The following is a 13,988-nucleotide window of genomic DNA, read 5'->3' as shown; positions in this document are numbered from 1 at the left end:
CGCAGCGCGATGGATTGCCGCGTCGCCTGCAGCTCCTCGCAATGACGAGGGATAGATGACTCTAGGTTTCTCTGTCGACGAACTGCTGCCCCGCGCTCGGGGTGGAGGCGTGCTCAAGATTGGGCTTGCCAAATTGCACGAGGGTGAGTGGCTCCAACCCGATCCCGACGTTGAAGCGCGTGCCGAAGGCTTTGCTACCTACCCCGAGGGTATCCAGCTCTCACCCGAAAGCGAGGCACCTGGGGCAGAACTCGCCGCCATGCTCGGAGTGTCTGGCGGCCTGCCCGAAGCAGCTCGCGCGTATCACGAGGATATGTGCCTCCTCACCCTGCGCCCAGGAGAAGACCAATACCGCCTCGTCGGTGCGGCGGTCGCGTGGCCATCTGACTGGACGCCGGCCGACAAGTTGGGGCTGCCCCTGCGCTCGCTCCACGCGCCCATCCACGGCTATGAGGAGCAGCTCGCCAGCGGCGTCGACAACTTCATGGCCAAGCTGAAACCCGGCGCGATCTACGGGCGCTGCAACTGGTTCATCGCCGCTACCGGCGACAAGCGCTGGGTCGCCGAGCCACCCGAACAGGCCTTCGCCCATGTCACGCCCGAGAACGCGGGTGAGACGCTGTTCGTCCGCTCGGAGCGCCAGACGCTGCGCCGCCTGCCGCAGACCGGCGCAATCCTCTTCACGATCGGCATCTACGTTGCGCCGTTCGGAGAACTTTCGCAGTCGAACCGCCAACGTCTCGTCGCAGCTGTCGCCAGCCTTATCGAAGGCGAGGGCGACCGGCGCGGCGCGGGGGCTTACGCTGGCGCGTTAATCGGCTATGCGAACCGGCGAGAGGAAACGTCATGAGCCTAATCGCCGCTGCGCTGGTCATGGCCGCGCAGGCCGCCACGAAGCCCAATCCGCTGCCGCCGTGCGACCGCGCACGGGCCGAGCGCGGGGTACAAAGCGCGATGAATTTCTGCGCGCACCGCGACTATCTCAAGGCCGATCGTGCGCTGAACATTCAATGGAAGAAAACCGCCGCGGCAATGCGCGCCATGGATCGCGGCGACTTCGTGCCGGATGACGGCAGGCCGACTTATTTCGATACGCTGCTGAAGTCCCAGCGCGCCTGGATCGCCTATCGCGACGCGCATTGCGCCAGCGCGGGCTATCAGGCACGGGGCGGCACCATGGAACCCATGTTGGTGAGCTTCTGCCTCACCGACCTCACTCAAGATCGCACGAAACAGTTGCGCGAACTGGCGGAGAGCCCCGAATAATGTTCTCGAAAATCCTGATTGCCAATCGCGGCGAAATCGCCTGCCGCGTCATCAAGACTGCCAAGCGCATGGGGATCGCCACCGTTGCGGTCTATTCCGATGCGGACGCGCGCGCCCCCTTCGTGCGCATGGCGGACGAGGCGGTGCATATCGGCCCGGCGCAGGCGTCGGAAAGCTACCTCGTCGCGGACAAGATCATCGCCGCGTGCAAGCAGACCGGGGCCGAGGCTGTGCATCCGGGCTACGGCTTCCTGTCCGAGCGTGCGAGCTTCGTCGAGGCGCTCGCCGCCGAGAACATCGCCTTCATCGGCCCGCCCGCCGACGCGATCGCCGCGATGGGCGACAAGATCGAATCCAAGAAGATCGCGCGCGAGGCGGGGGTGAACGTCGTCCCCGGCTTCGTCGGAGAAATCCGCGATACGGACCACGCGGTCGAGATCAGCGACGACATCGGCTATCCGGTGATGATGAAGGCCAGCGCGGGCGGCGGAGGCAAGGGCATGCGCCTCGCCTATAGCGAGAAGGACGTGCGCGAAGGCTTCGAAGCGACCAAGCGCGAAGGGCTCAACAGCTTCGGCGACGACCGCGTCTTCATCGAGAAATTCATCGAAGATCCGCGCCACATCGAAATCCAGATCCTCGGCGACAAACACGGCAACGTGCTCTATCTCAACGAGCGCGAATGCAGCATCCAGCGCCGCCACCAGAAGGTAGTGGAGGAAGCGCCGTCGCCTTTCGTCACACCCAAGATGCGCAAGGCCATGGGCGAGCAGTGCGTCGCCCTGTCGAAGGCCGTCGGCTATCACAGTGCCGGCACGGTCGAACTGATCGTCAGCGGCGCGGACAAGACCGGCGAGAGCTTCTACTTCCTCGAAATGAACACCCGCCTGCAGGTGGAGCACCCGGTGACCGAGATGATCACCGGCGTCGATCTGGTCGAATGGATGATCCGGGTGGCAGCGGGCGAGAAGCTCGCCATGACGCAGGACGATGTGAAGATAGACGGCTGGGCGATAGAGAACCGCGTCTATGCCGAAGATCCCTATCGCGGGTTCCTGCCGAGCATCGGGCGGTTGGTGCATTATCAGCCACCGGTCGAACCCTGGACCGACGACGGCTCCGAGAACGGCCGCCGCGGTGTCGACGGCATTCGCGTCGACGATGGCGTTTACGAGGGCGGCGAGGTCTCGATTCACTACGACCCGATGATCGCCAAGCTGGTGACCTGGGGCGAGACGCGCGACAAAGCGGCGGACCTGCAGATCAAGGCGCTCGATGCGTTCCGGATCGAGGGGCTGGGCCACAATGTCGATTTCCTCAGCGCAATCATGCAGCATCCGCGCTTCCGCTCGGGCGAGCTGACGACCGGCTTTATCGCCGAGGAATATCCGGAGGGCTTCGAAGGCGCACCCGCCGATACGCAGCTTACGCGCGTTCTCGCAGCCGTCGGCGGTGTGATTGCCACCGCCGATGCCGACCGTGCGCGGCGGATCGACCAGCAACTCGATAGCGACTTCTACGCCCCGGGCGACTGGAACGTACGGATTGGCGAACGCGAGGAAGGTTCGACCACTCACGAAGTGAGGCTGGTCGAGGACGCGATCACCGTGGATGGCGAGCCGGTGGTCCTCGAGATGGAATACACGCCGGGCGAGACCATGGTCGAGGTCGCGCTCTTCGGAGAAGACTCCGCCGAGCCTGAAGCAACCTATACCCTGCAGCTATCGCCGACGCGCACTGGCTATGCCGTCACTACCCGCGGCGCGACGCACCAGTTGCGTATCCTGCAGAGCCGCATTGCGCACCTTGCCGGTCACATGATCGAGAAAGAGCCGCCCGATCTTTCGAAGATGCTCATCTGCCCGATGCCGGGCCTGCTGGTGAAGCTGCATGTCGCCGAGGGCGACGAAGTGCAGCCCGGCCAGCCTCTCGCCACGGTCGAGGCAATGAAGATGGAAAACATCCTGCGCGCCGAGAAAGAGGCCGTCGTTAGCAAGATCAACGCCGGAGAGGGAGATAGTCTCGCAGTCGATGAAATCATCCTGGAGCTCGAATAGACCAGCCAGCCTGTCCAAAGGCTTCAGGCTGTCGAACGAATATTGCCAGAATGCGCCATCGCACGATTATTTCGTCCCTGCACGGGGCAAACGTGGTGAAGGCGCTTTGAACGACTCGGTTTATGACCGATACTGTGCCCCTTCGGTTCGCTTCTGAGGCACCAGGCACAGGAGTTAGGCATGGCACACAGGGGAACAGGGTTCTTCGATACGCGGGGCAATTATCACAAGACCCCGGAGGACGCGACGATCGCGGACCTCGCAGGCATTCTCGGCAAGATCGGCGATGGCGACAGTCTCGCCCCAGGCATTGCGCAAATGCTGTTGGAGCGGCGCGGCGAAATCGAGCGGTTGTTCGCCGAACACGATGCGATGATGGCGGATTACCAGCCGGTCGGCGCCGGGGCGAAGGTCACCCGGCTGGAACCACGAGCGAGCTGATCAGTCGACTATCGCGACCGCGCGAATCCATCCTGCGCTGGCGCGTTCGATCTTGACCGGGAAGCAGCTCACGGTGAAGCCTTGCGCGGGCAGGGCGGCGAGATTGGTGAGCTTCTCGATCTGGTAATAGGGCCGGATGCGACCGGCCTTGTGGCCTTCCCAGATGATCGCCGGATCGCGCTCCTGCGCCCAGCGCTTTGCCGTGTGGCTGAAAGGTGCATCCCAGCTCCAGGCATCGGTGCCGACGACTTCGACGCCGCGCTCGGTCAGCCATAGAGTGGCCTCCGCGCCGAGGCCGACGCCTTGGTCCGTGAAGTTCTCCGTGCCGTAGACCGCGCCGGACTGGACCAGCACGATGTCGAGCGGCTGGAGTTCGTATTCGATCGTGGCGAACGCTTGCTCAACCTCGGCCCCGCTGACCACATGGCCGTGCGGAAGGTGGCTGAAATCGAGCTTAACACCGGGCCGCAGGAAACGGTCGAGCGGCGCTTCGTCGATGCTGGGGGCAGGGCTGGTACCGCTATCCGTGGTGGAGTGATAGTGCCACGGCGCGTCCATATGCGTGCCATTGTGCGTCGATAGTTCGAGCATCTCGACCGCCCAGCCTTCGCCATCCGGCAGATCGTCCTTTTCCAGCCCGGGAAAGAACATTGCGATCTGCTCCCACGTGCTCTCGTGGGTCATGTACCGGATCTTCGGCCGCATCACTTCGGGATCGGACACGACGTCGTTCGTGATGGGGATCGACAGGTCGATGAAGCGCGTCATGCTGCGCAGCATGAGCGCAGCGTTTTCGCGCGTCAATGCGCCTGCAATTGCGCGTCGAGAAAGGCGGCAACGTCCGCCAGATCGACGTCTTTCGCAAGGTACGCCTCGCCGATACCGCGGAGCAGGATGAAGGGCAGCGTGCCGCCCGCGTCCATTTTCTTGTCGTGCAGCATGTGCGCCACCAGCGCGCTGCCATCGCATTCGAGCTCCAGTGCGGCGATCTCTGCGGGCAGTCCAGCTTTGTCGATAGCGCGGGTCACACGTGCAGCCTCGTCCTCGGAAATTTCGCCGCGCCGCGCCGAATAGCGAGCGGCCAGCACTATGCCGAGCGCGACGCCTTCGCCGTGCAGCAGGCGATCGGAAAAGCCGGTCTCCGCCTCGAGCGCATGCCCGAAAGTGTGGCCGAGATTGAGCAACGCGCGGGTGCCGGAGGTCTCGCGCTCGTCCTCGGCAACGATGCGGGCTTTCGCGGCGACGCTGGTCGCGACGGCATATTCGAGCGGGGCTTCTTCGAGTGCGAGAACCTTGTTGCCATGGTCTTCCAGCCAGTCGAAAAAACCTGCATCGCCCAGAACCCCATATTTCAGCACCTCGGCATATCCTGCGTGCATCTCGCGCTCGGGCAAAGTTGCCAGCGCATCGAGATCGGCGAGAACCAGCGAGGGCTGGTGGAACGCGCCGACAAGGTTTTTGCCTGCCGATGTATTGATCGCGGTCTTGCCGCCGACCGAACTGTCGACCTGGGCGAGGAGCGTCGTGGGCAATTGCACGAAACCGCAGCCACGCTTGACGATGGAGCATGCGAAGCCGGTAAGGTCGCCGACCACCCCCCCGCCTAGCGCGAACACGTGATCGCCACGCGTGATGCCGAGACCGAGCAGCCAATCGACCAAGTCCTGCAGTCCCGCCCAGCTTTTCGCGGCCTCGCCCGGCTCGACGAGGTACCAAGCGATTTCGAAGCCGTCGGCTGCAAGCGAATGCGCGAGGCGCTCGCCGTGGTGCTTCAAGGCATTGCGATCGGCTACGACCGGTACTTTGCGGCCATGATAGGGCTCGATGAAAGCGCATGCGAGCGAGAGCGCTTCGTCCAGCAACCCCTTGCCGACATGCACTTCGTAGCTTCTGCCAGCGAGTTCGACCGGGATCACAGGCATGCGTCGATCGCCTCCAAGATGCGCAGCGCGGTCTGGTGATGCGGCCCGTCGTCGGTCACCACATGCAGCTGTGCCTGCGCGTAGGCGCCGCTGCGCTGGTCCTTCAGGTTCGTGAGGATCTCTCTCGGGTCGCCTTTTTTCAGCAGGGGACGGGTGTTGCGCCTGCCGGTCCGTTCGACCAGCGTGTCGATGTCGCAATCGAGCCAGACTGCGATGGCATTATCGACGATCAGCGCCCGGGTCTCGGCATCGATGAATGCGCCGCCACCCGTCGCGATGACGCCGTGGTCCTCCTCCATCAACCGCGCGATCACGCGGCGTTCGCCTTCACGGAAATAGGCTTCTCCGTGCGCCTCGAAAATTTCCGCGATGCTGCGGTCCGCCGCCCGCTCGATTTCGTCGTCGGCATCGATGAAGTCGGTGTGCATCAAGGCCGCCAAGCGCCGCCCGACCGTGGATTTGCCGACTCCCATCAAGCCGACCAGCACCACCGGCCGGTCGATCCGCCGGATGATGGCGGAAATGGCATCTTGTGTGATGGCGGGCGCTTCGGTCATTGCCGCCGTGCCTAGACATGGGCTAGGGCGCGGGCAAGGTATCAGCACTTGAAGCGGGACGCGAAAAACTTGGCCATGGACAGCAAGCGGATGGGAGGCATCGCGGGGTTGATTATTGTCGCGCTCTGCATCCTGGCCTGGATCGATGGCGGCGAAGAACCGCTGCATCCGATCGAGCAAGAAATTACCCTGCCGGGAGCGGCGCGATGAAGGCTGCATGGCTGGTCGGCGGCGCGGCACTGGCGCTGTGTTCATCGCTCGTCCTCGCACAATCGGCGCCGACCGATCTGCTGCCGCCGGGGTTCGAAGATCCCGCGCCCACTCCCACCCCTTCTCCGGCACCATCGGCGACGCCGAGTTCCGGAGCGACGCCTCCCAGTCGTTCGGGCGAGATCGTCCAGCCGATCCCCGATCAGCCCGCCGAAAGCTCAAGTTCCAATTCGACCAGTCTCGACCTCTCGCGTCTGCCGACGCTGGAGCAGCTGGAAAACATGTCGACCGACGAACTCGACGAGCTACTCGGCCTGAAGCCCAAATTCGACATTCCGCCCGCCGCCCGGCGCTCGACCGAGCGTGCGGGAGTGATTTCGACGGCTGAGGGCGGCTTGCCCCGTGCATCGCTGGCGCGGCAGCCTGCCGCTCTCGTCCGCGCTGCATTGGCCGGGACGCAATCGCCGCTGGTGTCACGCTGGGGCCACATCTTGCTTCGCCGTGCGCTCGCCAGCCGTCTGGCCGCGCCCGAGGGCATGGACCCGATCGAGTTCGCCACGCTGCGCGTGCGAGCCCTGAACGCGATGGGCGAATACGCGGTCGCACGCGCCCTGGTGCAGGATATCGACACGGCGAATTATTCGCCCGCGCTCGTCGATGCCGCGATCGACGCTTACATCGGTACGGCCGATATCGTCGGTGCTTGTCCGGCAGTGCGCCTGGTCGACACCGATCGCGAGGATCCGCAATGGAACATGCTGGCGGGCATCTGCAATGCTTACGCCGGCGAGGCCACCCGCGCGCAGAACGACCTGCGCCGCCTGCAGTCCCGCGGCCAGGGCGAAACGATCGATGTCCTCTTTGCCCAGAGGTTTGCCGGGGCGGCAGGAGATGGCCGGCGCGCGGTGACCATCGAGTGGGATGGCGTGGAGCAGATCACGCCCTGGCGCTTCGCCATGGCCAACGCCCTGGGCGAGCCGATCCCCGAAGACTTGATGGAAGGTTTGGGTCCGCAGCTTTTGAAAAGCGCGGCTCTCACGCCGGCTCTGAGCGCTGCCGAGCGTTCCGATGCAGCGGATATTGCGGCGCAGAGCGGCATTTTCTCGGCCAGTGCGATGGTCGACTTGTATGGCCAGATTTTCGCCGATGGGGGCGAGGACAGCGAAGCCTACCGCCGCGCCTCGCGCCTTCGCGAAGCCTATGTCGGCAGCGATCCTTCCACTCGCCTCGGCGCCATCCGCGATGTGTGGGGAGACGGCGGAGACTTCGGTTATGGACGCCGCGTGCTGACCGCCTATGCCGCGGCGCGCTTGCCTGCGGACGATGCGCTGGAAGACGAAGCAGGCGAACTCATTGCTTCCATGCTTACTGCCGGCCTCGATCGTGACGCGATGCGCTGGTCGGGCATCGTCGAGGAGGGAAGCCTCGGCTGGGCCTTGCTGGCCCTGGCTGCGCCGACGCGTAGCGAAGCTGTCACCGACGGCGAACTCGACAGTTTCGTCGATGCCGATGAATCGGGCGGGCAACGCAAGTCGCGCATGTTTCTTGCCGGGCTTGCCGGGTTGGAACGTGTGGGATCGGGCGAGATCGACGAATACAGCCGTCGGCTTTCCATGAGCCTTGGCGGCCAGACGCGCTGGACCCGGGCTATCGATGCGGCGGCGAACGCGGGCAATCCGGCGCTGGTGGCCATTCTCGCCGGCCTCGGCATGCAGGGCGACAGCTGGGACCGTATGACGGCGCGGCATCTCTTCCATATCGTGTCCGCGCTGCGCCGCGTGGGACTGGAAGCCGAAGCGCGCATGATCGCCGCGGAGGCGGTCGCGCGGGCCTGAGGTCGGGCAGTGAATGCGATCGACGATTTTCTGGCTATGCTCTCCGCAGAACGCGGAGCCGCTCGAAACACGATCCTGGCTTATGGCCGCGATCTCGAACAGGCAGAGGAAATGCTTGGCGGCGAACTGGCGCAAGCGCGACCTGCACAACTGGCGAAGCTCGCTCAAGGCTGGTCCGCTCTCGCCCCGTCGACGGTCGCGCGCAAGCTGTCCGCACTGAGGCAGTTCTTCGGCTTTCTCGTCGACGAGGGCCTGCGTCCGGACGATCCGACCCACGCCCTGCCGCGTCCGACGACGCGAAGGCCGCTCCCCAAAATTCTCTCTCACGACGAGATCGAACGATTGTTCAGGACTGCGGAAGAAGAGGCCGCGAGCGATTCTCCTCAGGCGATCCGAATGCTCGTCCTGTTGGAAATGCTTTACGGCTCGGGATTGCGCGCGACAGAGCTGGTCTCGCTACCGCTCGCTGCCGTCCCGCGCGATGCGCCATTCCTGACGGTGACAGGAAAGGGCGGGCAAGCGCGCATGGTGCCGGTCAGTCGCCGTGCCAAGGCTGCCCTGTCGCGCTGGCTGGCGGTCCGGCCCAACGGCTCACCATGGCTCTTTCCGTCGCGCAGCGGGCATCTTTCGCGCGTTCGCCTGTTCCAGCTGGTCAAGGCACTGGCGGCCCGTGCCGATCTGGCGCCCGAAAAGCTCAGCCCGCATGTGCTGCGCCATGCCTTTGCGACACATCTGTTGGAGGGCGGAGCGGACTTGCGCGCGCTCCAGACCCTGCTGGGGCACGCCGATATTTCTACCACGCAGATCTACACACATGTCGATGCCGCGCGGCTGGTCGAACTGGTCAACCAGCGCCACCCGCTTGCGAAAGCGCGCGCATCGGACTAGCGGAGCGCGATGATTTCCTACCTCGAATTCGAGAAGCCGGTCGCCGAGCTTGAACAGCGCGTCGCCGAATTGCGCGCCGCCGCAGAAGGCGACGACGTCGATATCTCCAACGAGCTGCAGCGGCTCGAGCTGAAGAGCTCGGCGCTCCTCACCAGCACATACGAAACGCTGACGCCGTGGCAGAAGACGCAGGTGGCACGCCATCCCTCGCGTCCGCATTTCCGCGACTATGTCGAGTACGCCTTCGACGAGTTCGTCCCGCTCGGCGGGGATCGGTCTTACGGCGAGGACGAGGCGATCCTAGGCGGCTTCGCCAAGCTCGATGGACGCAAGGTCGTCCTGATCGGTCACGAAAAGGGCAACGACACGGCCAGCCGCTTGCGCCACAATTTCGGCATGGGCAAGCCGGAAGGCTATCGCAAGGCGATCCGCCTCATGGAACTGGCGGGGCGGTTCGATCTGCCCGTCGTCACGCTGGTCGACACTTCGGGCGCGTTTCCCGGCGTAGAGGCCGAAGAGCGCGGGCAGGCGGAAGCCATCGCCCGCTCGACCGAGGCGTGCCTCGCGCTACCGGTTCCAATGGTCGCCGCAATCGTGGGCGAGGGCGGGTCCGGCGGGGCCGTGGCTCTCGCGAGCGCCGAGCGCGTGCTGATGATGGAGCACGCGGTCTACTCGGTGATTTCGCCCGAAGGTTGCGCTTCGATCCTCTGGCGGACGGCCGAAAAAGCGCCCGATGCGGCCGAGGCGATGAAGGTGACAGCGCAAGATCTCGAGGGCCTCGGCGTGATCGATCGAATCGTCGCAGAACCCGTCGGTGGTGCTCATCGCGATCCGCGTGCAGCGGCAACTTCTCTGGGCGATGCGATTGCCGAAGAATTGGACAAGCTCGGTCGCCATTCGGCAGACGAGCTCAAACGGATGCGCGAAGAGCGTTTTCTCCGCATCGCAGGCTAGCGACGCATTCGCTCGGCGGGAACAAAGCGACCCGCCGCCATGTTCTCCCATGCGTACACGAACTTAGACCGCCAACCGGCGCTCGTTACGCAAGGGGAACACCTCATGTCGCGCTCCAAGTCCATTCTCGCTGCAACAACTGCATCTTTGTCGCTCGTCCTCGCGGGATGCGCGGCCGTCGGTGGCGGCCCGATCCCCGATTCGTCGGCTCCGATTACCCAAAGCGAAGCACAGATGGGCGCCGAAGCGCATCCGCAACTGCTGAGCGAATTCGGCGGCGCGATGACCGGATCGCAGGCGCAATACGTTGAGCAGGTCGGCCAGAATATCGCGGTGCAGTCGGGACTGGGCAATGCTCGCAGCGCCTTTACGGTGTCGCTGCTCAACAGCTCGGTAAACAATGCTTTCGCGATCCCGGGCGGCTATGTCTACACGACGCGCCAGCTCGTTGCCTTGATGAACAACGAGGCCGAGCTTGCGGGTGTTCTCGGCCATGAAGTCGGACACGTGGCCGCGCGCCACTCGCAGCGCCGCCAGCAGGCGGCCCAGCGTAACACCCTGCTCGGCGCGGCAGGAGCGATCCTGTCCGGCATCCTTCTCGGCAATTCCGGCCTCGGCCAGCAAGTCGGGCAGACTTTGCTGCAGGGTTCGCAGCTCCTTACCCTGCGCTTTTCGCGCTCGCAGGAGCTGGAGGCCGACGAACTCGGCATCCGCTATCTCAACCAGGCCGGCTACGACCCGCGCGCGATGGCGACCGTGCTGAACAGTCTCGCCCAGCAAAACGCGCTCGATGCCCGGGTCCAGGGCCGCGACAATGCGACCGTTCCCGAATGGGCATCGACTCACCCGGACCCCGCCAGCCGCGTCCAGACTGCGCTGTCCAAGGCGCAGGGCATGACCGGCGTCACCAATCGCGACACCTTCCTCAGCCGGATCGACGGCTTGCTCTATGGCGACGATCCGCAGCAGGGCGTGATCGAAGGGCGCGAGTTCATTCACCCGGAACTTCGCCTCGCCTTCAGCGCGCCGCAGGGGTTCTACATGGTCAACGGGACGAGCGCCGTGACCATCAACGGGCAGAGCGGCCGCGCGCAATTCACCCTCGCGCCCTATAATGGCGATCTCAATTCCTATATCTCGACGGTATTTGCCAATCTCAGCACGGAACAGAACCTGCGTCCGCAGTCGATCCAGCGCACGACGGTGAACGGATTGCCTGCAGCCTATGGCTCCACGCGCGTGCAGTCAGGTAATGGGCAGGTAGATGTGACTGTGTTTGCCTACGAGTTCGCCGACGATCGCGCTTATCACTTCCTGGCAATTACGCCGGCGGGACAAGCCAGTTCGTTCAATACGATGTTCTCGTCGATGCGCCGCATCAGCGCGCAGCAGGCGGGCAATGTGATCCCTCGGGTCGTCGATGTGGTGACCGTGCGGAGCGGAGATACCGTAGCATCGCTGGCACGGAACATGGCCTATGACGACAATCAGGTTGCGCGGTTCCGCGTGCTCAACGGGCTCTCGTCCGACGAAAACGTCACCCCTGGTCAGAAGGTCAAGGTCGTCGTGCGCGGTCGCTGAGCAGTCGCGCAAATTCGGATAGACACAAAAAAAGGCGGCGGGGACAAACCCCGCCGCCTCTTTTTCGCTTGCGACGTATTAGGCGCCGGCGGTGTTGGCAGCAGCCATCGTGGTGTCGACGTTGTTGAAGGTCGTCGAGACTTCGTCACCCAGGCTGTCGAGTGCGGTGATGGCAGCAACTGCGATCAGGGCAGCGATCAGGCCGTATTCGATAGCGGTGGCGCCTTCTTCGTTACGACGCAGCTTGTTGAAAAACTTCATGTGTTGTCTCCTGGTTCAGTCTTCATTCCCGGCTCGCTCCGATCAAACGGTTCGAGCGATCTTCTTATGGGAGCCCAGGTGTTGAGAATTCCCTAACACCCAGAACTTCCAAATTCCCTCACGCTCCCGTTACAGCGACGACCGCCGATTCAACGTTGTTCCACGTCGCGATCGTCGTAGTGCCGAACGATTGAACGGCCCCGATCATCGCGAGGAAGATGAGGGCGAGGATCAGCCCGTATTCGACAGCAGTGGCACCGCTTTCGTCGCGTCCCAGAGATTTCAGGAATTTGACCATTGGAACGTTGCCTCTTTCGTCGCTTTGTCGAAGCTGACATCGGCGGGATACGGGTCCGACTGTTAAGAAAGAGTTGAGAAGGCTTCCGAGATTGCAAAATTTTCCGACATGGATGCCGGTGGTCGCCCTGGCTTTGAGCGACGGGCAAGGGCGCTGGCTGATGCACCGCCGACCGGCAGGCAAGCAGCACGCCGGGCTATGGGAATTCCCCGGTGGCAAGGTCGAGAACGGCGAGAATCCTGCCCAGGCACTTATTCGTGAGATAGAGGAAGAGCTTGGGTACCGGCCCGAACCCGGTGCTTTGCAGCCGGCATGTTTCGCGCAAGAGCCAGCGTCGGACGGCCACCGGCAGATTGTCATCCTTCTTTACACATCGCCGTGGGACGGCAGCCCGCTGTCGGCGCGCGAGGGTGGTGACATCGATTGGTTCCGGCCCGAGGAGATTGCCACGCTGGAAAGGCCGCCGCTCGACGTGGCGCTGGCTCGCGGCATGTTCGAAAAAGCTTCGCATTAGGGATTGCCAAGGGATGATGCCCCCCTTATGTGGCCCCCTCCAACGCGCCAGTAGCTCAGCTGGATAGAGTACCTGACTACGAATCAGGCGGTCGGAGGTTCGAATCCTTCCTGGCGCGCCAAAAAAGCCCATGACCTGTGAGGGTCGTGGGCTTTTTTGGTTCTACCCCGCGGGAAATCGGTGGCATGCAACCTTTTCCGGCACACTATGGGAAGCCTCCTCTCAGGCTTCGTCCTCGAGACTGTGCATGTCGTCGTCGCTGAAGCCAAAGTGATGGCCCGCCTCGTGCACCACAACGTGGCGGACGAGGTCGTCCATCTGCACGCCCGTCGCGCGCCATTCGGCAATCAGCGGCTCTCTGAACAGCCAGATTCGCGCCGGCATCCTGCCACTGCTCCAGATCGACCGGTCGGGCAAAGCTTCGCCTTCGTACAAACCGGTCAGTTCCCATTTGTCCGATAAGCCGACTGCCTCGAGCTGCTCGGCGGTCGCGAAATCTTCGACCTGCAGCACGACATCCAGCATTTGCTCGCGAAACTCGCCGGGGAGATCGCGCACTACCGCCTCTGCCATTTGCTGCATCTGGACTGCGGTGGGGCCCGGGCGGTGGTGCATCGTGCCTCCGAGTATGGGGGGCGCGGGCGATGCGTGCAAGGAAGCGGAACCCGTGCCACATTTACCTGTTTGATAGGCAAAGGAGACAATCCCATGGCCACCAACGCAGAAATATTCGACCGCCTCAAGCAGGATCACGACACGCATCGCGAGTTGCTGGACAAGCTGCTGGAGACGAGCGGCGACAGTAGCGAACGGGACGAGCTCTTCACCGAATTGACGAAGGAACTGAAAAGCCACGCTGCGGCGGAGGAGCAGGCGCTCTATTCGACCATGCTCCGCAAGCCGCCCACGACGGACGAGACCCGCCATTCCGTTGCCGAACACCACGAAATCGACGAGGCACTGAACGACCTTGCGGCGACCGACATGTCATCGAGTTCGTGGCTGACCAAATTCAAGGATTTCGATCACCAGTACCGCCACCACATCGACGAGGAAGAAGAAGATCATTTTCCCGACTTCGAGAATTACCTCGATGATGATGACCGCGCGCACATGGAAAAGGTGTTCGAGCGCCGCAAGGAAGAGGAAAAAGCCGAAGCCGAGGTGACTCCGGAAAAGAAGGAAGACGCCAAGGAATAGGCTC

General features: G+C 63.5%; 17 protein-coding genes and 1 tRNA gene. 12 read left to right on the top strand and 6 right to left on the bottom strand.

What is annotated here, in order from left to right:
- The first annotated feature begins 55 nt into the window (after positions 1-55).
- From P8R33_RS00620 to P8R33_RS00605, 4 genes are all read left to right on the top strand, one after another.
- Positions 56-850, top strand: a complete 795-nt coding sequence (locus P8R33_RS00620; RefSeq protein WP_278327059.1) for a heme-dependent oxidative N-demethylase family protein — start codon at positions 56-58, stop codon at positions 848-850.
- A gap of 23 nt (positions 851-873) precedes the next feature.
- Positions 874-1,266: a lysozyme inhibitor LprI family protein gene (locus tag P8R33_RS00615; RefSeq protein ID WP_278327058.1), complete on the top strand. Its 393-nt coding sequence runs from the start codon at positions 874-876 to the stop codon at positions 1,264-1,266.
- Complete coding sequence (locus P8R33_RS00610; RefSeq protein ID WP_278327057.1) at positions 1,266-3,323, top strand: acetyl-CoA carboxylase biotin carboxylase subunit; 2,058 nt, start codon at positions 1,266-1,268, stop codon at positions 3,321-3,323. Before P8R33_RS00615 ends, P8R33_RS00610 begins: the two co-directional genes overlap by 1 nt.
- Positions 3,324-3,503: 180 nt before the next feature.
- The gene (locus tag P8R33_RS00605) at positions 3,504-3,764 is read left to right on the top strand and encodes a hypothetical protein (protein WP_278327056.1); all 261 of its coding nucleotides are present in this window, start codon (positions 3,504-3,506) and stop codon (positions 3,762-3,764) included.
- On the opposite strand, the gene P8R33_RS00600 is transcribed toward P8R33_RS00605, so the two are convergent.
- From P8R33_RS00600 to P8R33_RS00590, 3 genes are read right to left on the bottom strand one after another with little or no spacing between them, the layout of a single operon-like run.
- Entirely contained in the window at positions 3,765-4,532 is a 768-nt protein-coding gene (locus P8R33_RS00600; RefSeq protein WP_278327907.1) for a cyclase family protein, read from the bottom strand.
- 32 nt (positions 4,533-4,564) lie between these two features.
- Positions 4,565-5,686, bottom strand: coding sequence for a 3-dehydroquinate synthase (gene aroB / locus P8R33_RS00595; protein ID WP_278327055.1), 1,122 nt, complete (start codon positions 5,684-5,686; stop codon positions 4,565-4,567).
- A complete protein-coding gene (locus P8R33_RS00590; RefSeq protein WP_278327054.1) occupies positions 5,677-6,243 on the bottom strand; it encodes a shikimate kinase in 567 nt (188 codons plus the stop codon). The genes aroB and P8R33_RS00590 overlap by 10 nt, the downstream gene beginning before the upstream one ends.
- A 75-nt stretch (positions 6,244-6,318) precedes the next feature.
- Between P8R33_RS00590 and P8R33_RS00585 the strand changes: the two genes are divergently transcribed.
- The 5 genes from P8R33_RS00585 (at position 6,319) to P8R33_RS00565 (ending at position 11,711) form a co-directional block, all read left to right on the top strand.
- Complete coding sequence (locus P8R33_RS00585; RefSeq protein WP_278327053.1) at positions 6,319-6,453, top strand: hypothetical protein; 135 nt, start codon at positions 6,319-6,321, stop codon at positions 6,451-6,453.
- Complete coding sequence (locus P8R33_RS00580; protein WP_278327052.1) at positions 6,450-8,288, top strand: hypothetical protein; 1,839 nt, start codon at positions 6,450-6,452, stop codon at positions 8,286-8,288. Before P8R33_RS00585 ends, P8R33_RS00580 begins: the two co-directional genes overlap by 4 nt.
- Positions 8,289-8,297: 9 nt before the next feature.
- Positions 8,298-9,176 carry a tyrosine recombinase gene (locus P8R33_RS00575; protein ID WP_278327051.1) on the top strand — a complete coding sequence of 293 codons (879 nt, stop codon included), beginning with the start codon at positions 8,298-8,300 and terminating at the stop codon, positions 9,174-9,176.
- A gap of 9 nt (positions 9,177-9,185) precedes the next feature.
- Complete coding sequence (locus tag P8R33_RS00570) at positions 9,186-10,130, top strand: acetyl-CoA carboxylase carboxyltransferase subunit alpha (RefSeq protein WP_278327050.1); 945 nt, start codon at positions 9,186-9,188, stop codon at positions 10,128-10,130.
- Positions 10,131-10,235: 105 nt separating this feature from the next.
- The gene (locus P8R33_RS00565; RefSeq protein ID WP_278327049.1) at positions 10,236-11,711 is read left to right on the top strand and encodes a M48 family metalloprotease; all 1,476 of its coding nucleotides are present in this window, start codon (positions 10,236-10,238) and stop codon (positions 11,709-11,711) included.
- Positions 11,712-11,789: 78 nt separating this feature from the next.
- Here the strand turns inward: P8R33_RS00565 and P8R33_RS00560 are convergent, their stop codons facing one another.
- A complete protein-coding gene (locus P8R33_RS00560; RefSeq protein ID WP_278327048.1) occupies positions 11,790-11,972 on the bottom strand; it encodes a Flp family type IVb pilin in 183 nt (60 codons plus the stop codon).
- A gap of 118 nt (positions 11,973-12,090) precedes the next feature.
- Complete coding sequence (locus P8R33_RS00555; protein ID WP_278327047.1) at positions 12,091-12,270, bottom strand: Flp family type IVb pilin; 180 nt, start codon at positions 12,268-12,270, stop codon at positions 12,091-12,093.
- A gap of 112 nt (positions 12,271-12,382) precedes the next feature.
- On the opposite strand from P8R33_RS00555, the gene P8R33_RS00550 reads away from it, so the two are divergent.
- Positions 12,383-12,784 carry an NUDIX domain-containing protein gene (locus tag P8R33_RS00550; protein ID WP_278327046.1) on the top strand — a complete coding sequence of 134 codons (402 nt, stop codon included), beginning with the start codon at positions 12,383-12,385 and terminating at the stop codon, positions 12,782-12,784.
- A 44-nt stretch (positions 12,785-12,828) separates the two neighbouring features.
- Positions 12,829-12,905, top strand: a tRNA-Arg gene (locus P8R33_RS00545).
- Positions 12,906-13,006: 101 nt separating this feature from the next.
- Here the strand turns inward: P8R33_RS00545 and P8R33_RS00540 are convergent.
- Entirely contained in the window at positions 13,007-13,399 is a 393-nt protein-coding gene (locus P8R33_RS00540) for a metallopeptidase family protein (RefSeq protein WP_278327045.1), read from the bottom strand.
- A gap of 93 nt (positions 13,400-13,492) precedes the next feature.
- Here P8R33_RS00540 and P8R33_RS00535 point away from each other — a divergent pair, with 93 nt between their 5' ends.
- Entirely contained in the window at positions 13,493-13,984 is a 492-nt protein-coding gene (locus P8R33_RS00535; RefSeq protein WP_278327044.1) for a hemerythrin domain-containing protein, read from the top strand.
- The last annotated feature ends 4 nt before the right edge of the window (positions 13,985-13,988 follow it).

The organism is Qipengyuania flavescens (assembly GCF_029688735.1).
Taxonomy (GTDB): Bacteria; Pseudomonadota; Alphaproteobacteria; order Sphingomonadales; family Sphingomonadaceae; genus Qipengyuania.
The sequence above is the reverse complement of the archived record's forward strand: the minus strand, read 5'-3'. Positions and strand labels throughout refer to the sequence as shown.